Source organism: Paraburkholderia phenoliruptrix (assembly GCF_019511605.1).
GTDB lineage: Bacteria > Pseudomonadota > Gammaproteobacteria > Burkholderiales > Burkholderiaceae > Paraburkholderia > Paraburkholderia phenoliruptrix_A.
In genome coordinates, this window is the sequence record NZ_JAEUAV010000008.1 from 224,775 (window position 1) to 246,273 (window position 21,499).

Sequence of the window (21,499 nt, forward strand, 5' to 3'; positions counted from 1 at the left end):
GGCGCTCAGGGCGCGGCGCGGCGAGCTTCGGTGGTCGCGGACACCGGGCGCCTCGACGCGACGGGCGGCGGCGCCGCGCGCAGATGCCGCGACAGACGCGTTTCGAGCAAACCGAGCGCGCGCACGATCACGAAGTTCAGGAACAGATAGATCAGCGCGGCGCAGATGAACACTTCCGTCGTGCGATACGTTTGCTGAATGATCTGCTGTGCGACGCCCGTTACCTCCCACACGGTGACGAGACTCGCGAGCGCGGTCGATTTGACCAGCAGCACTGCTTCGGTCGAATACGCGGGCAAACACTGACGCAACGCAATCGGGCCGATCACGCGGCGCAGCAGCGCGAACCCCGACAGGCCGATCGAATAACCCGCCTCGATCTGGCCGGCGGGAACGGCCATCAGACCGCCTCGAATGATTTCCGCGGTATAGCCGGCCGTGCACAGCGCAAGCGATAAAACCGCGCACAAATACGGCTCGCGCAGCACCGGCCACAGAAAGCTCTCGCGAATCACGCCGAACTGGCCCATGCCGTAATAGACGAGGAACATCTGGATCAGCAGCGGCGAGCCGCGGAACACCAGAATATAGGCGCGCGCAAAGCGGTTCGGCAGCCAGTGCGGCGACACGCGCATCGTGACGATGACGAGCGAGAGCAGTCCGCCGAGAATCAGCGAGCAGAAAAAAAGGCCTAGCGTGGTCGGCACGGCGGCGAGCAACTGCCTGAGCGTGTCGAGCAGAAAGTCGAAGTCGAAGTTCATGATGCCGTTGCCGTCAGTTGCGCGCGAAGTTGCGCTTGAAGGACCGGCCCACGCGCGCCTCGGCGTGGTTGAAGACCCGGTTCGAGATGCTCGTCATCAGCAGATACAGCGCGCCGCCGACCACGAAGAACGTGAAGTACTGATGCGTGGAGCCCGCAGCCACCTGGCTCGTGCGCAGCAATTCGGCGAGGCCCGTGACCGAGATCAGCGCGGAATCCTTCAGGCTCAATTGCCAGACGTTGCCGATGCCCGGCAACGCGAAGCGCAGCACTTGCGGAATCAGAATGCGGCGCGCCATGGTCAGCGTCGGCATGCCGATGGAACGGGCCGCTTCGAGTTCGCCGCGCGACACGGCGAGCACGGCCGAGCGATACACTTCCGCCTGGTAAGCGCCCGAAATCATGCCGACAGCGAGCGCGCCGATCACGAACGGCGGCACGCCGACGAAGCCCTCGGCGCCGAACCATTGGCCGACCGTGGTGACGAGCGTCGAGCCGCCGAAGTAGAACAGATAGATGACGAGCAGTTCAGGCACGCCGCGAAACACCGTCGTATAAATGTCGCCTATCACGCGCAGCACGCGCACGCGAGACAGCTTGGCTGCCGCAACCAGCGCGCCGAACACGGCGCCCACCGCGAGCGCTGCCAGCGTGAGCGCGACGGTCATCAACGCCGCGAGCAGCAGCACGCCACCCCAGCCTTCCGGCCCGAAGCCGAGCATCTGTACCAGAGCCATTGCCTACCTCCCCTTCATGACAGCCGATGAAACGGCGGCACGCGCGCCTCGCGCCCGCACGTGCCGCGTTAAGGCGAAGTCGCGCGAATCAAGGGGTGACGTCGGTCTTGAACCACTTGGCGGACAGCTTCTTGACCGTGCCGTCGGCAAGCGCCGCGCTGATCGCGGTGTCGAACTTGGCCTTCAGATCGGCGTCCTGCTTGCGAAACGCGAGACCTTCGCCCGGGCCCCAGATCGGGCCGCCAATCTTCGGGCCGGCCATGACGATGGACGAAGTTTCTTTCTTGTCGATGCTCGCGGCGTAGTACGTCACGTCGTCGAACGACGCGTCGATACGGCCGTTTGCCAGATCCAGATCGCGTTCCGGCGAAGTCTTGTAGACGCGGATGGTCGCGATGTCCTTGAAGCCGTCGTTGATGAACTTCGTATAGACGGTGCCGGACTGAATGCCGATCGTCTTACCTTTCAGCTGCTTGCGCAGTGCGTCGACGGTTGGCTGATCGGTTTTAGGGTCGCCCGAAAGTTTGACGACGCCGGCACCCGGCGCGGCCTTCGGCAACACTTTGGGATCCGCGACGGCGAACGTGGCCGGCGTGGCCGCATAGGGCTTGGAGAACGCAATGATCTTCTCGCGCTCCGGCGTGATGGAGATGGCGTCCATCAGCACGTCGAACTTGCCCGCCTGCAGGCCGGGAATCATACCGTCCCAGTCTTGCGCGACCAGATTGCATTGCAGCTTGATGCGCTCGCAAAGATTGGCGACGAGCTCTGGTTCGAAGCCGCCCAGTTTGCCGCCGGGCAAAGTCAGGTTCCACGGGGCGTAGCCGCCTTCCAGCGCGATCGTCACCGACTTCCAGTCTTTGGCCTGTGCCGGTGCCGCGAAAATCGTCGCGGCGCCGAGCACGGCGCCGATCAATGCTTTTGCTGCCGTGGTGCGTTTCACTTTCACGTCGAAACTCCTTGATTGAGGAAACCGTCGAGCCGGAATGTTTAACCGCCGCATAATTTGTATAGACAAGTCTGCATGAGTCAAAAAGGTGCTGCAAGGGGATTCGAGAAAAATTGCCTGGATCATCGGGTAAGCCCTTAGAGACCCCGGCGGGACAGGATCTGCAGCGAGTTACAACGACAGCTGTAGGCAGTCGGAGCAAATGGGCCGACGCTTTGCCTTAGTGGTTATGTCTAGACAGGTTCGCGCCGGTGCCGCGAAAGCGCGGCGGCCGGCACGTCTACCAGATGAAAGGAACGAAGCGAAAACGCACGCGTGCCATGTACGCGGCGTAGCCGCTCAGGTGCGCGGCAAGCACCTGCTCTTCGCGCACCGCGCGCCAGCCGAGCCCGATCACCATGACCGGGACGAACGCGAGGCCCCACCATGAGCCGAGCAGCAACGGCGTGCCCACGAAGAACAGCAGCGCCGCCGAATACATGGGATGACGCACATGCGCGTACGGGCCGCTGTCGACAACCTTATGGCCGCGGCCCGCCTGGATCTTCACGACCGGCGCCGCATAGCTGTTTGCCGCGAACACAAAACGGCACATTGCGATGCACGCCAGCACGCACAGCGAGCCGAGCGACATCAACGCCACGGGCAGCGGCGCGGACCAGCGAAAGCGCATTGCGTCGAGCCCCATTGCGGTCAGCCAGCCGCACCATACACACGCCACGGCCATCATGAAAAGCCGGTCCCAGCGACTCTGCTGCTTTTGCACGAAGGGCGCGAGACGCTCCGCAAGCAAGGCGGGGTCATGGCGCGCGAGCCATAGTCCGACCCACAGGCTCAATACGCCCAGTTCGATCAGAAACCACCACGCGGCCGGCCACGCGAGCGTGCCGGCCGCGCCGAACAGCAGCACGCCCATGCCCGCGAGCCACAAGACCGTTTGTACGACGAGGCGCGCGACCATGACCGTTGCAGCTCACGCCGATTGCGCCTGGCTGCGCACGCGCTCGAAGAGGCCGGCAATGTCGATATCGCCAGTGTTCAGGCCGAAGCGGTCGCGCAGACAGGCCGCCAGTTCGTGCGCATTCGCAAGGCGCTGCTCGGCGAGCACGCTGCCGTCTGCCGCGCGCTCGTTCAGTTGATCGTTGAGCAGCGTGAGCCGCGCTTCGTCCAACACGCGGCATACGATCAGATTGCTCGCGAAAATCGCTTCCGGCGAAGTGGACGTGTACCAGTTCGAGGTTTCGTAATCGATCCACTCGACAGGATGCAGGTCGAAGCGATACACCCGCGACCAGCTTTGGTCGCGTGCCTGCACTTCGAGGTACAGCGCGTTGTGCGAGGCGTCCGCGAGCCGGAAGGTGCCGAGTTCCGTGCGCTGCGCGAGACCCGGAGACAGGCGCAGCGGCGCGGTGAGCGTAACGCTGCCGAAGCCCACGTCGGCAATCCATGCTTCGTTATCCAGATCGATTTGCAGCACCATGTGCGTGCGCGGCGGAACCGCGCCCGGCTCGCGCCCCCACAGCACGCGGCCAAGCAACGGCGTCACACGAAAACCGAGTTCGCGCAGCACATTCGCGAACAGCGTGTTCTGTTCGAAGCAGTAGCCGCCGCGATGATCGTCGACAAGCTTTCTTTCGACGGATTCGAGGTCGAGCTTTACCGCGCGGCGCAAGAGCGGATTCAGATTTTCGAACGGAATGGCTCGCGGATGCAGGCGGTGAATTGCCTGCAGTACCTCGAGCGTCGCCGCGCGCGGTCCGGTGTAGCCAATGCGCCTGAAGTAGTTGTCAAGATTCAGTGTGTGTGACATCGGCATCGACCCATTCATATGGCTTTCGTTGTACTACTGCCCGCCTGCGAGTGCCGACGTTGCAATCTGCGGCACGCTGATACCGTGGCTCGACGCAAACTGTACCGCGGAACTGAGCGTGGAGATCAGCGATTGCAATTGACCCGGCGCCGACTGCGCGATATAAGACGCGCTTTGCATGGTCTGCGGGTTCATGCCGGCCTGCAACAGCGACGACGGATTCATCTGCCCAATGCTGCCGAGCCCCGACTGCATGCTCGAATACTGGCTCACGCCTTTGCCGAGCGACGCGAGGCCCTCGGTGAACGCCTGCTTGTTGATGGGCGCCCCACCGCTCGCGCTGCCTGCGCGGCTCGCGAAAGCCTGGGTAAGCGTTTGCGACAGCGATTGCTGGGTGCTGCCTAGCTGCGTCAACTGACTCACGGACGGCGTGCCGCCGCCGAGCAAGCCGGCCGCCTGCTGCGCCTGGCCGGCCGCGCCGCTCAAGCCCATCGCGGAGGCAAGCGTGGACTGTCCGCTCAGCACCTGCTGATTCGCGCCCACGTAGGTTTGCAGTAGCTGCGACAGACCGCCGGACGACGCTGCGCCGCTCGCGTCCGCCGAACTTTCGGTGCCGCCAATGCCGAACTGTTTGAGGTTCAATTGTGCGTTCGCGGCGCCGCTTGCAAAAACGCCAGCACTTGCCAGCAACGAAATCAAGAGGACGCGCCTGTTCATGATGTAACTCCTTGTAAGTGGCCGAAAAAACTCGTGCGGTTTCGACAAGCGGCGTCGCCGCGCGTTCGCGCCAATTCATGCTTTTGTGAAGTTGTTGCGAGATTCGCGCGCGTCAGCCGGTCTCGTTGACGCTCCCTGGTCGGGTGGGTACGATCACGCCCATTCCGTATTACCGCGAACCTTTGCCCGGACACGCACGTCGCGCGCGTTGTACACGTCAAGCACATTAAGCATGTCAAACAGTTGACGACGCGAGACCGGGCACTCGATAACAACATTCAAGGCATTCTATGAATCTCGCCCGAGCCATGCGAAGCGTTGCCACCTCGCCTGCCCGTCGCAGTTCGCACCCGTCGAGCGGCAGCACGGCCCGGCGAGCGCGCCTGCCGTTGCTACGCCGCACAGCGTTTTGCACAGCGCTCGCGTGGTTCGGGGCCTGCGGCGCGGCATTCGCACAGACGAGCGCAGATAAGCCAGAAGACGCGACCCAGGCGCAGCCAGCCGATGCAGCGCACGCGCCGGCGAACGAAGCGGGACTCTGGGGCCGCGACCAGCTGTTCGGCGACATGGGCGGCTTGCGGCCCTGGCTCGGCAAATACGGCGTGACTTTCGCGCTGACGGAAACGAGCGAGTTGCTCGGCAACCTGCGCGGCGGCCTTGCACGCGGCGTCGCGTACGACGGTCTGACGACCGCAACCGTGCAACTGGATACCGAGAAGGCGTTTGGTCTTGCAGGCGGCCAGTTTAACGTCAGTGCCCTGCAGATTCACGGCCGTAATCTCAGCAGCGACAAGCTCGGCACGCTGAACACCGCAAGCGGCATCGAAGCGGACGACACCACGCGCCTTTGGGAACTGTGGTACCAGCAGTCGCTGCTGAACAAACGTGTGGACGTGAAGATCGGGCAGCAGAGCATCGACCAGGAGTTCATCACCAGCACGTACTCCGCGCTTTTCATCAACACCATGTTCGGCTGGCCCGCGCTGCCTTCGTACGACATGCCGTCGGGCGGCCCGGCCTATCCGCTGTCGGCGCTCGGCGTGCGCGTGCGCGGACAGATCACGCCATCGCTAACGGCGCTGGCCGGCGTGTTCGACGGCGATCCGCTCGGCAACAACCCGAACAACCGCAGCGGCACCAACTTCAATCTGCATAACGGCACGCTGTTCATCGGCGAGTTGCAGTACGCAATCAATCAGCCTGACGACGCGGACACGGCCACCGCGGCGACCGCGCCAGGCGCGGCTGCACCGTCCGCTCGCGGCGGCCTGCCGGGCACCTACAAGATCGGCGTCTGGTACAACAATGGCCGCTTTGCGGACCAGCGCTACGACAGCAACGGCGTGTCGCTTGCGAGCCCGGCGTCCACCGGCGTGGGCGCGAACCATCGCGGCGACTACAGCTTCTACGCGGTCGCCGATCAGACCGTCTGGCGCCCCAACCCCGGCGAGGCGCGCAGTCTCGGCGTATTCGCGCGGGTCATGGGCGCGCCGGGCGACCGCAATCTGGTGAGCTTCGCCGCCAACCTGGGCGTCGTGCTGAAGGCGCCGTTCGCCGGCCGCGACAACGACAGCGCCGGCCTCGCGCTCACCTACATCAAGGTGGGCAGCCACGCGCGAGGGCTCGATCAGGACAACCTGGCATTGAGCGGCGGCCCCTACGGCGTTCGCAGCAGCGAAACCGCGCTCGAAGCAACCTACCAGTATCAGATTGCCCCCTGGTGGATGCTGCAGGCCGACGCGCAATACACGTTCAACGCGGGCGCAGGCCAGAATCCGAACGATCCGGCCAAGCCGCTGCGCAATACCTTCGTGGTCGGGGTACGGACCAACATCGCGTTCTGATTGCGCATTCGCAGTCACCGCATTGGCAGTCACCGCATTCCTCGGCAGTGCATTCGCGGCACCGCTTTTGCCGGCACTGCTTTTGCCGGCACCGCTTTTGCCGGCACCGCTTGCACGAGCCGCGCGGCGCGCTATCACGACGCCGCCCCAGTCGGCCCTCGCGACTGCGCCGGCAACGAGAGATCCTGCACCATCTGCGCAGCAAGATAATCGCAAGTCGGCCGGTCTGACTTCGCGCTGCGCGCGACCACGATTTCGAGCGGCTCGATGTGCGGCAAGCCTTGCGCTTCGCCGAGGATCGCAAGCCGCGACGGCACGCTGCAACGCGTGAGCGCAACCACCGACAAGCCGGCATCCACGGTGGCGACGAGTCCCATCAGGCTCGCACTGCTGAAGGCCGCGCGGTAGCGAATCCGCGCGCCGTCGAGCGCGGCGAGCGTGTGTTGACGCGCCACGCAGCCGGGCTCGTAAAGACCGACCGGCAACGGCGAGGCCGCGAGCACCGGCGTATCGACGGCAGCGCCCACCCACACCATCGGCTCGCTGCGCACGAATTCGCCGCGCAACCTGCGGTCGCGCGTCACGAACGCGAGGTCGATCTTGTTGTCCGCGAGCATCGGCGCAAGCGAAGTGCTCTGCGCACAGACAATTTCGATTTCGACGCGCGGATACAGATTTGAAAAGCGCCGCAACACCGGCGACAACAGCGACGACACATAGTCGTCCGGCGCGCCGAGCACCACGCGGCCCGTCACCTCCGGCCGCACGATCGCCGACCATGCTTCCTCATGCAACGCAAGCACGCGCCTCGCGTATTCAAGCAGCGTGGTGCCAGGCCGCGTCAGCGCGAGATTGCGCGTGTTGCGCGCAAACAGCGTGGTGCCGAGCATGGTTTCGAGCCGCTTGATCTGCATGCTGACTGCCGCTTGCGAGCGGTGCACGGTGGCCGATGCCTTCGTGAAGCTGCCCGTGTCCACAACGGCTACAAACGTGCGCAGCAAATCGACGTCGAATTCCGGGTGCATGATTTATCAATTGCGCTTATGGAATTTCTCAATTTAATTCGTTTGTGCGCACCCGGCAAGCGGCGCAATACTTCGCTCTCGATCTTACGGAGACGCCGCATGTTCCTCAACCAACGTCAACGGGGCGCCATTGCACTGGCCGGCGGCGGGCTGTTGATGGGCACACTGGGTATGTTCGTCGAGGAAGCGCGGCTCGGCGCGTTGACGCTGGTGTTTTTCCGCTGCCTGTTCGGCTTTTTGTCGCTCGCCGCGTATTGCGCGTGGAAAGGATTGTTCACGCGCGCGCACTTCACGCGGCGCACATTGGCGCTTGCGCTATTCTCCGGCGTGCTGATGGTCGCGCAGTGGATCGGTTTTTTCGACTCGATCCATCGCACGAGCATTGCGGTAGCGACCGTGGTGTTCCATGTGCAGCCGTTCTGGGTCGTGCTGATCGGCGCCGCGCTCTTTAACGAACGTCTCGGTGCGGACCGCCTTTGTTGGATCGCGAGCGCGTTCGTGGGGCTCGTGCTGGCCTCGGGCGTGGCCGGCACGGCGAACCTGCAGGGGCACACGAGCTACCTGATCGGAGTAAGCGAAGCGCTCGCGGGCTCGGTGCTCTACGCCGGCGTTACGTTGATCGCCAAGGGACTCGGCGATCTGCGCCCGCACCTGCTCACGCTGCTGCAATGTGCGGTGGGCGTGATATGTCTGCCGTTCATCGCGCCGTTCGTGGCGCCCTTTGACGCGGCGCATATCCAGCCCATGCAGTGGTTCTGGATTGTCGGCATGGGCGTGCTGCACACAGGGCTCTCGTACGTGTTGATCTACGGCGCGCTGCCGAAGCTGACCACGCCGGTCATCGCCGTGCTGCTGTTCATCTATCCGCTCACCGCCATTGCCGTCGATGCAGTGGTGTACGGCCGCGCGCTGTCGCTGCCGCAATTCGCCGGCATGGCGCTGATCGTTGTCGCGAGCCTCGGCGTCAATCTCGGCTGGCCGCTGGTTTCGCTGATGACTCGCGGCGGGCGCGCGCGGCGGCAACCAGAGTGACGCTCGAGGGGCGGTTGTAACGCGCGAGCGGTTGCCGCGTGGCGTCCAGTCTGTCGTCCGTTCATGCTCGCTCACGCCTCGTTCAAATACGTTGATCCTCGAGCCGCCCGCACAGTCCGGGTTTGCCCGCGTATAAATACCGTCGTTTCATATATAATATTCAAACTATGGACGAAACGACGACCCGCCTTCCCCTCGGCGCGCCCGCCCGCGCCTCGTTGCTGCCCGCAGCCGCGCCGCGCGAGAGCACGTCGCGCGTCATCGCGGAGGCGTTGCGCGAGGCGATCATCGACGGCACGCTCGCGCCTGGCGCGCCGCTGCGCCAGGACGCCATCGCGCGGCACTTTTCGGTCAGCGCCATTCCGGTGCGCGAGGCTTTGCGCCTGCTCGAAACGGAAGGCTGGGCCAAGGTCGCGGTGCATAAGGGCGCTACGGTCGCGCCGTTATCGGCGGATGAAGCGCGCGAAATCTACGAGATCCGCTCGGCGCTCGAAAGTCTCGCGATCGGCCTCGCCATTCCCCGGCACACGCCCGCCACGCTGCGCGAGTGCACCGCGTTGTGCGAAGCGGCCGAGAGCGAGCCCGACCCGTCGCTTTACGTCGCGCGCAACGCCGCGTTTCACATGAGCCTGTATGCACCCGCCGCGCGTCCGCAGCTCGAGGACCTGATTCGCGTGCTGCATCGGCGCGGCGAGCGTTACCTGCGCCTGAAGTTCGGCCTGCCCTCGTACAAGGGCGAGTCCGATCACGAACACATCGAATTGCTGGACGCCGTCAGACGCGGCGACGTGCCGGCCGCCCAGGCGCTCGTCGCCGGGCATCTGCTCGGCACGGGTGAACTGCTGCATCGTTTCCTGACCGAGCGCGCGCAGGCCGAAGCCGCGCTTGCAAACCGACCCAAGCCGCGCGGACGCCCCCCGCGCACCCTCACCGGGAGTTGATTGAGCCGATGAACGCACCCGCCGAAGCCCCCTCCGCCGCCCGTTCGTGGACCACGCGCCGCGACGAGAAAAGGCGCCGCCTCGCAGCCATTGCACCGTGGCTTCAGGACGGCGTGCTGCCCGCCGCGCGCATTGTCGATGCACTGCAAACGCTGATCCAGCCCGGCGACCGTGTCGCGCTGGAAGGCAACAACCAGAAGCAGGCCGACTTCCTGTCACGCTCGCTTGCCAAGGTCGATCCGCAAAAGCTGCATGACGTGCATTTGCTGATTTCGAGCATCAGTCGTCCTGAACATCTGACGCTCTTTGAGCGCGGCATCGCGCATAAGGTGGATTTTGCGTTTGCCGGACCACAAAGCCTGCGCGTCGCGCAACTGCTCGAAGACGGGCAACTGGAGATCGGCGCGATTTATACGTACGTCGAACTATATGCGCGCATGTTCGTGGACCTGACGCCGCACGTCGCGCTGCTGTGCGCGGAAAAGGCCGACCGTCACGGCAATCTCTACACCGGTCCGAATACCGAGGACACGCCCACCATCGCCGAGGCGGCCGCGTTTCGCCACGGCATTGTGATCGTGCAGGTCAACGAAATAGTCGACGAACTGCCCCGCGTCGACATTCCCGGCTCGTGGGTCGACGTGGTGGTGCAGGCCGACCGCCCCTTTGCCGTGGAGCCGCTGTTCACGCGCGACCCGCGCCATATCGGCGACCTTCAGGTGCTGACCGCGATGATGGTGATACGCGGCATCTACGAGCCGTACGGCGTCACGTCGCTGAATCACGGCATTGGCTTCGATACGGCGGCCATCGAATTGCTGCTGCCCACCTACGGCGAGTCGCTCGGCCTGAAGGGCAAGATCTGCCGCAACTGGACGCTCAATCCGCATCCCACGATGATTCCCGCCATTGAATCGGGCTGGGTGGACAGCATCCATTGCTTCGGCAGCGAGGTCGGCATGGAGGCGTATATCGAGGCGCGCCCCGACGTGTTCTTCACCGGCAACGACGGCACGCTGCGCTCGAACCGCGTGCTCTGCCAGCTCGCGGGGCAATATGGCGTGGACCTGTTCATCGGCTCGACACTGCAGATCGATGCGGACGCCAACTCGTCCACGGTGACGCGCGGCCGGCTCGCCGGCTTCGGCGGTGCGCCGAACATGGGTCACGATCCGCGCGGACGCCGCCATTCCAGCGAAGCGTGGCTCAAGCTGCTGAAAGACCAGGGACCGGTGTCGCGCGGCCAGAAGCTCGTCGTGCAACTGGCCGAGACGTACAAGAAAGGCGGTGAACCCACCTTCGTCGATGAACTGGACGCGGTCGCCGTGGGCGCGAAAAGCGGCATGCCTATTGCGCCCGTCATGATCTACGGTGACGACGTGAGCCACGTGGTCACCGAAGAAGGCATCGCGCATCTGCACAAGGCCGAGGGCGTGGAAGAACGGCGCGCGGCGATTGCCGCCGTTGCCGGCGTCACGCCCATCGGCTTGCGCGCGAAGCCGGAAAAGACGGCGGAGCTGCGCCGGCGCGGCATCGTCGCGTATCCGGAAGATCTCGGCATCCGCCGTGGCGAAGCGAAGCGTTCGCTGCTCGCAGCGCGCAGTATCGACGATCTGGTCACGTGGTCCGGCGGCCTGTATGCGCCGCCCGCGCGCTTCCGGAGCTGGTGATGAGCGCCGCTGCTGCATTGCGCGAGCGCGCCGCCTACGCTTGTGCGCCCGCTCACGAACTCGCCTGCCGCTTGCCCAGCGACGCGCAACTGGCCCGCTTCGCCGTTAGCGCGTTAATCGACGAGGCCGAACTCACGCCGAAACCCGCGCTCGTCGACCGGCGCGGCAGCGGCGCGCATCGCGACCTCGACCTTGCGCTCATGCGACGTTCGGCGCATGCGCTTGAACCGACCTTCGCCGCGCTTGCCCGCACGGCACGCCGCCGCGGTGAACCATCGGCGCTATTACGTACCGAACTCGCGCAGATCGGCCGCGCCGGCGAGCAGCAGATGCTGCGCGCCACCAACGGCAGCAACGCGCATCGCGGTGCGATCTGGATTGTCGGACTGCTGGTCGCGGGGGCGTCCCTCGCTGATGACGGCGCGCACCTCGACGCGTCCGGCATTTGCCGGCGCGCGGCGCAAATCGCCTGCTTTGCCGACCGTTTTGCCGCGCCCACCGGCAGTCACGGCGAACGCGCGCGGCAGCGCTATCAGGTAGGCGGCGCGCGCCGCGAAGCGCAGGACGGTTTCCCGCATGTGATCGCGCGCGGCCTGCCCGCGTTGCTTGCGGCACGTGAGCGCGGCATTGGCGAAGACGCCGCTCGCATCGACGCCCTGCTCGCGATCATGGCCTCGCTCGACGACACCTGCCTGCTGCATCGCGCCGGCATGGACGGCTTGCATGCCGGTCAATCCGGCGCGCGGCGAGTGCTGCAGGCGGGCGGCAGTTCGACACCGGAGGGCAAGGTCGCGCTCGACGCGCTGGAGCGCGAACTGCTGTCGCTCAACGCATCGCCCGGGGGCGCAGCCGATCTGCTCGCCGCTACCCTTTTCCTCGACAGTCTGGCGCGTTGCGGCGCCGGCGGGAGTTCAACGACATGGAACATCTGACCTTCGACTATCCGGCGCAGCGCGCCGTCACCACTCGCGCGCACGTCGGCGTGGTCGGTTCGGGCGATCTGGAAGTGCTGCTCTCGCCCGCCGCCGACTCAGGTACCAACTCGGGCACCAACGCAGGCACCAACGCAGCCGCGATGACCGCGCATGTGGTCGTGCGCACGAGCGTGGACGGCTACGGCCACATCTGGAAAAGCGTGCTCGACCGCTTCTTTACCCGCTACGACGGCGCCGCGCAGATCGAGATCAACGACTTCGGCGCCACGCCCGGCGTCGTCGCGTTGCGGCTTGCCGAGGCCGTCGAGGCCGCCGAACAGGGAGACGACGCATGAGCGCGCTCGCCACGCCCCACGCCGCGCCGTTGCTGCGCGAGAGCTTCATTGAACTGCCGGCGCGCGAACGCGCCCGCTCGCTGCTGGACGCCGGCAGCTTCCGCGAACTGCTCGGGCCGTTCGACAGAATCGAGTCGCCGTGGCTGCCGCTGCAAGGCGTCGTGTGCCAGGCGGACGACGGCTGTGTGATCGCGCGCGGCACCATCGACGGCGAGCCCGCCGTGATCGCCGCGATCGAGTCGGCCTTCCAGGGCGGCAGCATCGGCGAAGTGTCGGGCAGCAAGATCGCCGCCGCGCTGGAACTCGCCTTGCGCGATTGCGAGCGCGGCAAGATCGTGCGGCCGGTCGTGCTGTTCGAAACGGGCGGCGTCCGGCTTCAGGAAGCCAACCTGGGCCTCGCGGTGATCGCCGAGATCCAGGCGGCTATCGTCGCACTGCGTCGCCATGTGCCGGTGGTCGGCGTGATCGCGGGCATGGTGGGCTGCTTCGGCGGCATGTCGCTCGCGGCCGCGTTGTGCTCGTATCTGGTCATGACCAGGCAGGGGCGGCTCGGCATGAACGGGCCTGAAGTGATCGAGCAGGAAGCGGGCATCGACGAACTGGACGCCAGCGACCGGCGCCGCGTGTGGCAACTGATCGGCGGCGAGCAACGCGTGGCGAGCTCGCTCGCGGATCAGCTCGTGGACGACGACGCGCAAGCCGTGCGCGCTGCCGTGCAGTCCGCGTTTGGGCAAGGCGTGCCGACCGCGCATCGCAGCGAACAGGTCGACACATTCCTGCAGCGTCTGGCGCGCATCGACCCGGCGAGCGTCACCCCTGCCAGCATGCGCGAGGTCTTTTCTGAGCAAGCTGCACACTCGCAGCCGCGTAAGGAGCAAGCATGAGCGACACCTCATTGAGCCGCGGCGCGCGCTGGTTTCAGGCGCTCGCCGGTCAATCCCGCAGCGCGGCGCCAGTTCTGAGCGCCGACGCGCCGCTCGGCGACGAGACCGCGCGCTTCATCACAGTCGTGCCCGATCCCGCCAATCGCTTTCCTCGCGCGACCGAAAACGTGGTCGGCCTCGAACAGGGTTGGCAGCTCGCGCGAGCCGTGCGCGAGGCGATTGCCGACGATGCGGCAGGCAACGTGCGTCGACCTATCGTCGCGATTGTCGATGTCAGGAGCCAGGCCTATGGTTATCGCGAGGAGATGCTCGGCATTCATCTCGCGTGCGCCGCGGCAGTGGACGCTTATGCATCGGCTCGCGATGCCGGGCACCCGGTGATTGCGCTGATCGTCGGACCCGCAATGTCGGGCGCCTTTCTCGCACACGGCTACCAGGCCAATCGCATCGTCGCACTGGACGCGCCCGGCACCATGGTTCACGCAATGGGCAAGGAAGCCGCGGCGCGCGTCACCCGGCGCACCGTCGAGGCGCTCGATGCGCTTGGCGAAACCATCGTGCCGATGTCTTATTCAATGGCCTCGTTCGCGAAGCTCGGGCTGCTGGACCAACTGATTGAAGGTGTCGACGCGGACGCGCCGGACGCCGCGCAGATCGCACGCGTGCAACAGGTGTTGCGCGAGCAGATCAGAAGCGCGCGCGAGGGCAGCCGCAAGCTCGCGCGCCGGCTGGAATCGGCGGCTGCGCAGAAGCACCGTGCGGCCTCCATCGAAGTACGGCGGCGTCTTGCCGAGCAATGGGATGCCGTGTAATGCAGGTCTGCGCGGCGCCGCCCTTCCCAGGCGAACTCGCCGTGTCGTGCGACGAGCGCTGGCGTGCGCACGACCTGCTGCGTTTGCGTAGCCTCGTTGCGTATGACGGCGAGCCGGCATGGGTTCGCGGCGCGTTCGAACGCGCGCCGTATGCGGTGGTCCGGCGAGCGCTCAGCGCACGCGGCATTGTTGCAATCGGCGTGCGTGGTGCCGGGCGTTCGCAGCGCTATGGCACGTGGACGGCAGCGACGGAGATTGTCGACGTCGTTGCACCGGAAGCATTGCTGTTCAGTGAGCCGACTCGCGAACGCGCTGCGCTGCCCGCTTTCGTTGCACTCGCCGCGCTGCGCGGCAACCCGCGCAGCGCGTTGAACGCACTGGTGTGGGGCCCGAGCGGCAGCGCGGGTTTCGAACTGGCCACACGCACAGACGCCGTGACGCCGTCGAGCGATCTCGATCTATTGATTCGGACCCCGGAACGATTGTCGCGCGAATGTGCCGCGAACTTGCTGAACCACCTGCAAACCGTGGCACTCGAAACCGGCAGTCGCATCGACGCGCAACTCGAAACGCCCGCGGGCGGGGTCGCGCTCGCGGAGTGCGCCGCAGGCAAGGCCCGCGTGCTGGCACGCCATGCGAGCGGTCCACGGCTTGTCGCCGATCCGTGGTTTTCTGCACGCTTGACGGTGATGTGATGCTTGCGCTCATTTTTCCGGGCCAAGGCGCACAGAGCGACGGCTTCCTGCATCGGCTGCCCTCGCATCCCGCAGTGCGCGCCACACTCGACGAAGCATCCGACGTGCTAGCTGTCGACGTGCTCACTCTCGATACCGCGGACGCATTGCGCTCCACCGTTGCGGTGCAATGCAGTCTGACCGTCGCGGGCGTCGCGTTTGCTCGTGCTCTCGCAGACGAAGGCTTGAGCCCGGACATGTGCGCGGGTTTGTCGGTAGGTGCGTTTGCGGCGGCGGTCAGTTGCGGCGCGCTCTCTTTCGCCGACGCGCTCAAGATGGTTCGCCGCCGCGCCGAATTGATGGAAACTGCGTATCCATCCGGCTACGGACTCGCCGCCATCTCCGGCTTGACGGAGCACGAACTCGCCACGCTCGCCGCGCGGCACCCTAACGAAGGTGGGGCGCCGGTATACATAGGCAACGTAAACGCACCGCGCCAGATCGTGATGGCGGGAGCGAACGCCGCGCTGGACAGCTTTATCGACCGGGCGCTCGCAGCCGGTGCACGCAAGGCCACGCGCCTTGCGGTCAGCGTTCCTTCGCATTGCGAACTGCTCGCGCGTGCGAGCGACGAACTGTGCGCCTACGCGCGCCCGCTTTCGTTTCGCGTGCCGCATGGCGTGTATATCGGCAATCGCGGCGGCCGTCCCTTGTATTCGGCCGATGCGATACGCGACGACCTCGCGACCAACATGCGCTACACCGTGCGTTGGTTCGATGCACTCACCGTCATGCAGGAAATGGGCGCGCGCGTCGCGATCGAAGCACCGCCCGGCCAGGTGCTGACCGATATCACGCGGGAGCATTATCCGCAGATCGCAGCGCTCGCCGCGAGCACGCTGCCGTTCGAACGGCTGACAGCGACGGCGCGGCGGCGTTTGCAAGAAGGGTAATCAAGCCGTGCTTGATGCCGGTTTTGGTCTGGCGTCTTCCGGTCAACTGACGTTGCATCGACGTGGCGCACCGAGCGCTCGCATCGCAGCAGCGTGAGCAAGGTGACCGGCAACGGTGTTAGGACGCGGCGCCGAACGTCGCTCAGGCCTGTTCCGGCGCGCGACCAATCACGTGCGAGTCGGACGACGTTGACGGCGTGCCATGCGTGCGTTCGCGACCGGAGGTGACGACCGCGGCCGTGCCGCCAGGACGCCGTACCGACTTTGCATGTCGCTCTATCATCCGCTGCAGCAGGCAGAAAGCGCACAGCAGCGCGCCTATCACGATGCGCGTCCACCACGAACTGAGCGTGCCGTCGAAGGTGATCAACGTCTGAATGGTGCCGAGAATGCCGACGCCGAAGAGCGAGCCGATCACGTAGCCGACCCCGCCGGTCAGCAGCGTTCCGCCGATCACGGTGGCTGCGATGGCGTCGAGTTCCATGCCCTGCCCTTGCAAGCCATAGCCCGACAGCACATAGAAGGTGAACACCGCGCCTCCGAGCGCCGAGCAGAAGCCGCTCAAGGCATACACGCCGATGCGCGTATGCGCGACCGGCAAGCCCATCAGCAAAGCGGAGCGGGCATTGCCGCCCACCGCGTACACGTTGCGGCCAAAGCGCGTGAAGTGCGCGACGTAAATGGCACCGACCAGTGCGACTAGCGCGATCAACACATTTGCCGTGACGGAGCCGATGCCGATGTCCAGCCGGAATGCGGAGATGGCATGAAAGGTGGGATCGCTGATCGTGATGGACTGCGTCGTGATCAGAAAGCACAGGCCGCGCGCGAAGAACATGCCGGCCAGCGTCACGATAAACGCCTGCAGGCGGAAGAAGTGGATCAGCGCACCTTGCACGGCGCCGAACACGGTGCCCATCAGCAGTACGATCGGCAGGATGACCCACACCGACAAGTGCAGGCGCTCGGCCAGCACCGCTTCGACGATAGTGGTCAGCGCGACGACGGAACCCACCGACAGATCGATCCCGCCCGACACGATCACGAACGTCATGCCGATCGCCACGATCAGCAAAAACGCATTGTCGACGAGCAGATCGAGCAGCACCTGCCACGAGAAAAAGCCGGTGTACATCACCGAGCCGAAGCCGAACAGCGCACAGAACAGCAGGATGGTGACCGCTATCGGTAACGTGCGCGGATCGACTATGTGCGCCCACGCTGCAAAAAGACGTCTCATCGCGTCACCCCGCGTTGCTTGATCATCTGCATCCCGAACGATATGGCGAGCCCTCGCGCAGCGGGCGACTGGATCACGCTAACCGCCAGCACGACCGCCGCCTTGACGACCAGCGTGGCTTCCGGCGGCACGCCAATCGAATACGTCGTGTAAGTGAGCGTCTGGATGATGAGCGCGCCGAGCACCGTTCCCGCGAGACTGAAGCGTCCGCCGAGCAGCGAGGTTCCGCCAAGCGTCACTGCGAGAATCGCGTCGAGTTCCAGCAGAAGGCCTGCGTTGTTGCCATCAGCGCTGCGCACGTTCGAGCTGATCAGGATGCCCGCCATCGCGGCAGTCAGCCCCGAGAACGCATACACCGCAAAAACCAGCGCTTTCGAGCGCAGGCCGACGAGGCGCGTGGCAACGGGATTCACACCGATCGCGCGGATAAAAAGCCCCAGCGCCGTTCCTTCGACGAGCGCCGCAGTGGCGAGCACAGCGAGCGTCGCAATCCACACTGAGCACGGCACACCGAGCCAGTAACCACCGCCGACGAACAGATAGCCGGGCGCACCTATCGGGATGATCTGGCCCGCCGTCAGCAGTTGCGCGATACCGCGGCCTGCAACCATCAGAATCAGAGTGGCAATGATGGGCTGCATGCCGATAAAGGACACAAGCAGGCCGTTCCACATGCCGCTCAGCACACCGACGACCAACGCCGCCAGCAACGCTTGAGCGACGAGGCCGCCGGTGGGCGCCGATTGCGTTGCGAGGATAGTGGCGGCCGCCGCGCCGGCAATCGCAACCACGGCGCCCACCGAAATGTCGATGCCGCGCGTCGCGATCACGAGCGTCATGCCCGTTGCCACCAGCACGAGCGGCGCCGCGCGGTTCAGCACGTCGATGGGCGCGCCGAACAGATGGCCGTCGAGCATGCGCAGCGACAGGAAGTGCGGGTTGACCCACAGATTCAGCGCGCACAACAAGGCCAATGTCACGCATGGCCAGATCAGCGGACGCTCTACGCCGTCACGCGCGAGCCAGTTGGAAAGCTTCATTCGCCGCTCCCCGCGATGAGTCGATAGATGTTGTCTTCGTTCGATGCCGTGCCCTTCACTTCCGCGATCTTGCGGCGGTCGCGCAGCACGGCGACGCGATGGCTGACGCGCAGCACTTCGCTGATCTCCGACGAAATGAACAGGATGCTCAGCCCGTTCTCGCACAGCGCGAGCAGGCGGTCCATGATGTCGAATTTGGCGGCGACATCTATGCCGCGTGTTGGCTCGTCCAGAATCAGCAGTTTTGGATCGGTAGCGAGCCAACGCGCAAGCAGCGCTTTCTGCTGATTGCCGCCGGACAACAGACCGATAGGCTGCTCCGCATCCGACGCCTTGATGCCGAGCCGCTCGATCCACAGATCGGCCAGTTCGCGCGCGCGCTGGCGACTGATCTTGCGCCACCAGCCACGCCGCGCCTGCAACGCCAGCAGGATGTTCTCGCGGATGGACAGGTCTGCGACGATGCCTTCTTTCTTGCGATCTTCAGCGCAATAGGCAATGCCGTGGCGCACCGCATCGTGCGGCGAGCGTAGCCGCACGGGCTTGCCGTCGACGAGCATCGTGCCGCTGTCGGCACGGTCCGCGCCGAACAGCAAACGCGCGGTCTCGGTGCGCCCCGAGCCCAGCAAGCCGGCGAGTCCAAGAATCTGACCACGCTGCACGTCGAGATCAATAGGCTGCAGCGTGCCGCGCTTGCCGACGCCGCGCAGTTCGATAAACGCCGGTGCCGCCGCATGCTCCCGTTCGGTCTGCTCGCTAACATCGGACGCTTCGTGAGCGGCTTCGCGCAGCCGCTCACTCATGCGCTCGTGACCGACCATCTTCGAGACCAGCAGATCCGCCGACAGGTCTCGCGCAAGGTATTCGCCCTCCCGCTCGCCGTTGCGCATGACCGTGATGCGGTCAGAAATCGCATACGTCTGCTCGATAAAGTGCGTGACGAACAGAATCGCAATTCCAGATTGCTTAAGATGTCGAAGTATTTTGAAGAGCTGCGCAACCTCGCTGTCGTCAAGGCTCGAGGTAGGCTCGTCGAGGATGAGCACGCGCGCATCGACGGAAAGCGCTCTCGCGATCGCCACCATCTGCTGGACTGCAATTGGGTAGGCGTCGAGCGAGCGGGTGACGTCGAGCGAAATGTCGAGGCGCGCGAGCGCCGCTTGCGCGCGACGCTTGATGTCAGGCCAGTCGATCGCGCCGAAACGGCGCGGCTGCCGACCCGCGAATATGTTCTCTGCGACCGACAAATTTGGACACAGGTTCACTTCCTGGTAAAGCGTGCGCACGCCCGCCGCCTCGGCTTCCTGCGGCGACGCGAACGCCACGGCCTCGCCGCCCAGACGGATCGTGCCGGAATCAGGCGTGAGTACGCCAGTAAGCACATTGATCAGGGTCGATTTGCCGGCGCCGTTTTGCCCCATCAACGTATGGACCTCGCCGGGGAAGAGTCGGAAGTCCACGCCCTGCAGCGCCTTCACGCCGGGAAATGTCTTGCTGATGCCAGTGGTGGCGAGGATAGGCTCGCTCGCGTTGCCGTCGTTCGAAAGGTCGGCGGCAGCCGGTTTGGTCTTGCTCGCGAGCAGCGGATCGGGTTCGGAAGCGGAATGCGTCATAGGCCTCGCTCGAGCAGCGGTGCGTTGGTGTCGTAATGCGTTAGTGCCGGCATAGTCTTATGCCGCGAGTTCCCGCATGGTCGCGATGTGAAAAGAGACCGTCCGCTGCCCAAGCAACCGGACGGTCAGGCACCGCTGGAGAAACATTGAGTGCTGGTTCGTCGTGCGTTTTCTGCTGCGTTAGTACATGCCACTCGAATGCATTTTGCTATGGATGCCTAAGTATCTGTTCCTAGTACTTACGCGTCGGCAATGTCTGCGCAGCAACGCTCATCGGAAACACGGTCTCTTCCGTCAGAATGCGCTTCGGCAATGGTTTGCCAGCCACGACGTCCTTGACCGCGGACATCAGTTGCGGTCCCAGCAGCGGGCTGCACTCCACATCCACGTTCATCTTGCCTGCGGCCATGGCCTCGAACCCGCCCTTGGTCGCATCGAATGAAACGACGACCACGTCCTTGCCCGGATGCATGCCCGCTTCTTCCATGGCCTGGATGGCACCGAGGGCCATGTCGTCGTTATGCGCATAAACCACGTTGATCTTATTACCGTAGCTCTTGATGAACGCTTCCATGACCTGCTTGCCGCCAGCCAATGTGAAGTCGCCGCTTTGTGACGCAATGATCTTGAACTTCGGATCACTCTTGATTACTTCGATCAGGCCCGCGTGCCGGTCATTTGCGGGCGCCGAGCCGACCGTGCCCTGCAATTCGGCAATGTTGACGGGCCCTTTCGAGTCCTTGTAGTGGTCGGCGAGCCATTTGCCGCCGCGTCGGCCTTCCTCGAGAAAGTCCGAGCCAATCATCGTCACGTAAAGTGAGGTGTCTTTGACGTCGATATTGCGGTCGGTCAGGATCACCGGGATTTTCGCGGCCTTGGCCTCGCGCAGCACCGGTTCCCAGCCGGACTCGACGACCGGCGAGAATGCGATTACATCGACTTTTTGCGCGATATACGAGCGGATCGCCTTGATCTGGTTTTCCTGCTTTTGCTGCGCGTCTGAGAACTTGAGTTTGATCTTGGCGTCCGCGGCGGCGGATTTCACCGACTCGGTATTGGCGGTTCGCCAGGCGCTTTCCGCGCCGACCTGGGCGAAACCCAGCGTGATCTGCTTGTCCTGCGCGTACGCGCCGGGCGTTGTCAGCGTCAGCGCACCGAAACCTGCGCACATCGCGAGCGCACCTAACGCACGACATGCGGCGCGTCGTGTATTCGCCATGACTGTCTCCTGATCGTTGTTGTGTAGGCGATCCATCGACTCGCCGGTCCTTGCGGCCATCGCGATGCGTGGATCGTGATGTAGCGTAGTGTGCGAGGCGTTAACAGTCCAATCATATGATTCGCGTCGGCAATATCAATTTTGATATACGACGGGCAGGCGCTGTTTTGTTCGAGGGCCGGGCAGGCGCGGGTTGTCTGGCCGCGCCGAGGTTTGACCTTCGACGCGGCGGGTCGCGGTTTTATGCGCTTATCACGATCAGAGGGCTTGCGCCGCCTGCGACGGCTCAATGACGAAGCGGCGATCTCC

21 protein-coding genes are annotated in these 21,499 nt (G+C 64.7%); 10 read left to right on the forward strand and 11 right to left on the reverse strand.

The window, feature by feature from the left end; genetic code table 11:
* Positions 1–5: 5 nt before the first annotated feature.
* From JNB89_RS13805 to JNB89_RS13830, 6 genes are all read right to left on the reverse strand, one after another.
* Positions 6–761 (reverse strand): ABC transporter permease, encoded by a 756-nt coding sequence (locus tag JNB89_RS13805; protein ID WP_220362529.1) that lies wholly within the window; start codon positions 759–761, stop codon positions 6–8.
* A gap of 13 nt (positions 762–774) precedes the next feature.
* The gene (locus JNB89_RS13810) at positions 775–1,497 is read right to left on the reverse strand and encodes an ABC transporter permease (RefSeq protein ID WP_220362530.1); all 723 of its coding nucleotides are present in this window, start codon (positions 1,495–1,497) and stop codon (positions 775–777) included.
* Positions 1,498–1,585: 88 nt separating this feature from the next.
* Positions 1,586–2,446 (reverse strand): transporter substrate-binding domain-containing protein, encoded by an 861-nt coding sequence (locus JNB89_RS13815; RefSeq protein WP_013343103.1) that lies wholly within the window; start codon positions 2,444–2,446, stop codon positions 1,586–1,588.
* 280 nt (positions 2,447–2,726) lie between these two features.
* On the reverse strand, positions 2,727–3,407 hold the full coding sequence (locus tag JNB89_RS13820; RefSeq protein ID WP_220362531.1) for a methyltransferase family protein: 681 nt from the start codon (positions 3,405–3,407) through the stop codon (positions 2,727–2,729).
* A 12-nt stretch (positions 3,408–3,419) separates the two neighbouring features.
* Positions 3,420–4,256, reverse strand: a complete 837-nt coding sequence (locus JNB89_RS13825) for an arylamine N-acetyltransferase family protein (RefSeq protein WP_013343101.1) — start codon at positions 4,254–4,256, stop codon at positions 3,420–3,422.
* Positions 4,257–4,289: 33 nt separating this feature from the next.
* Complete coding sequence (locus JNB89_RS13830) at positions 4,290–4,973, reverse strand: hypothetical protein (RefSeq protein ID WP_013343100.1); 684 nt, start codon at positions 4,971–4,973, stop codon at positions 4,290–4,292.
* A gap of 290 nt (positions 4,974–5,263) precedes the next feature.
* Between JNB89_RS13830 and JNB89_RS13835 the strand changes: the two genes are divergently transcribed.
* Entirely contained in the window at positions 5,264–6,817 is a 1,554-nt protein-coding gene (locus tag JNB89_RS13835) for a carbohydrate porin (protein WP_013343099.1), read from the forward strand.
* Between the two features lie 134 nt (positions 6,818–6,951).
* On the opposite strand, the gene JNB89_RS13840 is transcribed toward JNB89_RS13835, so the two are convergent.
* On the reverse strand, positions 6,952–7,842 hold the full coding sequence (locus tag JNB89_RS13840; protein WP_220362532.1) for a LysR substrate-binding domain-containing protein: 891 nt from the start codon (positions 7,840–7,842) through the stop codon (positions 6,952–6,954).
* Positions 7,843–7,941: 99 nt separating this feature from the next.
* Between JNB89_RS13840 and JNB89_RS13845 the strand changes: the two genes are divergently transcribed.
* The 9 genes from JNB89_RS13845 (at position 7,942) to mdcH (ending at position 16,078) form a co-directional block, all read left to right on the forward strand.
* Entirely contained in the window at positions 7,942–8,874 is a 933-nt protein-coding gene (locus JNB89_RS13845; protein ID WP_220362533.1) for a DMT family transporter, read from the forward strand.
* A 167-nt stretch (positions 8,875–9,041) separates the two neighbouring features.
* A complete protein-coding gene (locus JNB89_RS13850) occupies positions 9,042–9,815 on the forward strand; it encodes a GntR family transcriptional regulator (protein WP_220362534.1) in 774 nt (257 codons plus the stop codon).
* Positions 9,816–9,823: 8 nt separating this feature from the next.
* Entirely contained in the window at positions 9,824–11,485 is a 1,662-nt protein-coding gene (mdcA, locus tag JNB89_RS13855) for a malonate decarboxylase subunit alpha (RefSeq protein ID WP_220362535.1), read from the forward strand.
* Positions 11,485–12,417, forward strand: coding sequence for a triphosphoribosyl-dephospho-CoA synthase (locus JNB89_RS13860; RefSeq protein WP_220362536.1), 933 nt, complete (start codon positions 11,485–11,487; stop codon positions 12,415–12,417). The genes mdcA and JNB89_RS13860 overlap by 1 nt, the downstream gene beginning before the upstream one ends.
* Positions 12,405–12,755: a malonate decarboxylase subunit delta gene (locus JNB89_RS13865; protein ID WP_220362537.1), complete on the forward strand. Its 351-nt coding sequence runs from the start codon at positions 12,405–12,407 to the stop codon at positions 12,753–12,755. The genes JNB89_RS13860 and JNB89_RS13865 overlap by 13 nt, the downstream gene beginning before the upstream one ends.
* Entirely contained in the window at positions 12,752–13,639 is an 888-nt protein-coding gene (locus tag JNB89_RS13870) for a biotin-independent malonate decarboxylase subunit beta (RefSeq protein ID WP_220362538.1), read from the forward strand. The genes JNB89_RS13865 and JNB89_RS13870 overlap by 4 nt, the downstream gene beginning before the upstream one ends.
* Entirely contained in the window at positions 13,636–14,451 is an 816-nt protein-coding gene (gene mdcE / locus JNB89_RS13875; RefSeq protein WP_220362539.1) for a biotin-independent malonate decarboxylase subunit gamma, read from the forward strand. Before JNB89_RS13870 ends, mdcE begins: the two co-directional genes overlap by 4 nt.
* Positions 14,451–15,146 carry a malonate decarboxylase holo-ACP synthase gene (locus tag JNB89_RS13880; protein ID WP_220362540.1) on the forward strand — a complete coding sequence of 232 codons (696 nt, stop codon included), beginning with the start codon at positions 14,451–14,453 and terminating at the stop codon, positions 15,144–15,146. Before mdcE ends, JNB89_RS13880 begins: the two co-directional genes overlap by 1 nt.
* Positions 15,146–16,078 carry a malonate decarboxylase subunit epsilon gene (gene mdcH / locus JNB89_RS13885; protein ID WP_220362541.1) on the forward strand — a complete coding sequence of 311 codons (933 nt, stop codon included), beginning with the start codon at positions 15,146–15,148 and terminating at the stop codon, positions 16,076–16,078. Before JNB89_RS13880 ends, mdcH begins: the two co-directional genes overlap by 1 nt.
* A 142-nt stretch (positions 16,079–16,220) precedes the next feature.
* Here the strand turns inward: mdcH and yjfF are convergent, their stop codons facing one another.
* The 4 genes from yjfF to JNB89_RS13905 form a co-directional block, all read right to left on the reverse strand.
* Entirely contained in the window at positions 16,221–17,318 is a 1,098-nt protein-coding gene (yjfF, locus tag JNB89_RS13890; RefSeq protein ID WP_220362542.1) for a galactofuranose ABC transporter, permease protein YjfF, read from the reverse strand.
* Complete coding sequence (locus tag JNB89_RS13895; protein WP_220362543.1) at positions 17,315–18,358, reverse strand: ABC transporter permease; 1,044 nt, start codon at positions 18,356–18,358, stop codon at positions 17,315–17,317. The genes yjfF and JNB89_RS13895 overlap by 4 nt, the downstream gene beginning before the upstream one ends.
* Positions 18,355–19,971 carry a sugar ABC transporter ATP-binding protein gene (locus tag JNB89_RS13900; RefSeq protein WP_220362544.1) on the reverse strand — a complete coding sequence of 539 codons (1,617 nt, stop codon included), beginning with the start codon at positions 19,969–19,971 and terminating at the stop codon, positions 18,355–18,357. The genes JNB89_RS13895 and JNB89_RS13900 overlap by 4 nt, the downstream gene beginning before the upstream one ends.
* Positions 19,972–20,203: 232 nt before the next feature.
* Positions 20,204–21,142, reverse strand: a complete 939-nt coding sequence (locus tag JNB89_RS13905; protein ID WP_167507911.1) for an ABC transporter substrate-binding protein — start codon at positions 21,140–21,142, stop codon at positions 20,204–20,206.
* Positions 21,143–21,499: the final 357 nt, after the last annotated feature.

Excerpts from the sequence above, each read along its gene's own strand:
- JNB89_RS13805 (WP_220362529.1), bottom strand. The coding sequence starts at position 761 with ATGAACTTCGACTTCGACTTTCTGCTCGACACGCTCAGGCAGTTGCTC.
- JNB89_RS13810 (WP_220362530.1), bottom strand. The coding sequence starts at position 1,497 with ATGGCTCTGGTACAGATGCTCGGCTTCGGGCCGGAAGGCTGGGGTGGC.
- JNB89_RS13820 (WP_220362531.1), bottom strand. The coding sequence starts at position 3,407 with ATGGTCGCGCGCCTCGTCGTACAAACGGTCTTGTGGCTCGCGGGCATG.
- JNB89_RS13825 (WP_013343101.1), bottom strand. The coding sequence starts at position 4,256 with ATGTCACACACACTGAATCTTGACAACTACTTCAGGCGCATTGGCTAC.
- JNB89_RS13830 (WP_013343100.1), bottom strand. The coding sequence starts at position 4,973 with ATGAACAGGCGCGTCCTCTTGATTTCGTTGCTGGCAAGTGCTGGCGTT.
- JNB89_RS13835 (WP_013343099.1), top strand. The coding sequence starts at position 5,264 with ATGAATCTCGCCCGAGCCATGCGAAGCGTTGCCACCTCGCCTGCCCGT.
- JNB89_RS13840 (WP_220362532.1), bottom strand. The coding sequence starts at position 7,842 with ATGCACCCGGAATTCGACGTCGATTTGCTGCGCACGTTTGTAGCCGTT.
- JNB89_RS13845 (WP_220362533.1), top strand. The coding sequence starts at position 7,942 with ATGTTCCTCAACCAACGTCAACGGGGCGCCATTGCACTGGCCGGCGGC.
- JNB89_RS13850 (WP_220362534.1), top strand. The coding sequence starts at position 9,042 with ATGGACGAAACGACGACCCGCCTTCCCCTCGGCGCGCCCGCCCGCGCC.
- mdcA (WP_220362535.1), top strand. The coding sequence starts at position 9,824 with ATGAACGCACCCGCCGAAGCCCCCTCCGCCGCCCGTTCGTGGACCACG.
- JNB89_RS13860 (WP_220362536.1), top strand. The coding sequence starts at position 11,485 with ATGAGCGCCGCTGCTGCATTGCGCGAGCGCGCCGCCTACGCTTGTGCG.
- JNB89_RS13865 (WP_220362537.1), top strand. The coding sequence starts at position 12,405 with ATGGAACATCTGACCTTCGACTATCCGGCGCAGCGCGCCGTCACCACT.
- JNB89_RS13870 (WP_220362538.1), top strand. The coding sequence starts at position 12,752 with ATGAGCGCGCTCGCCACGCCCCACGCCGCGCCGTTGCTGCGCGAGAGC.
- mdcE (WP_220362539.1), top strand. The coding sequence starts at position 13,636 with ATGAGCGACACCTCATTGAGCCGCGGCGCGCGCTGGTTTCAGGCGCTC.
- JNB89_RS13880 (WP_220362540.1), top strand. The coding sequence starts at position 14,451 with ATGCAGGTCTGCGCGGCGCCGCCCTTCCCAGGCGAACTCGCCGTGTCG.
- mdcH (WP_220362541.1), top strand. The coding sequence starts at position 15,146 with ATGCTTGCGCTCATTTTTCCGGGCCAAGGCGCACAGAGCGACGGCTTC.
- yjfF (WP_220362542.1), bottom strand. The coding sequence starts at position 17,318 with ATGAGACGTCTTTTTGCAGCGTGGGCGCACATAGTCGATCCGCGCACG.
- JNB89_RS13895 (WP_220362543.1), bottom strand. The coding sequence starts at position 18,358 with ATGAAGCTTTCCAACTGGCTCGCGCGTGACGGCGTAGAGCGTCCGCTG.
- JNB89_RS13900 (WP_220362544.1), bottom strand. The coding sequence starts at position 19,971 with ATGACGCATTCCGCTTCCGAACCCGATCCGCTGCTCGCGAGCAAGACC.
- JNB89_RS13905 (WP_167507911.1), bottom strand. The coding sequence starts at position 21,142 with ATGTGCGCAGGTTTCGGTGCGCTGACGCTGACAACGCCCGGCGCGTAC.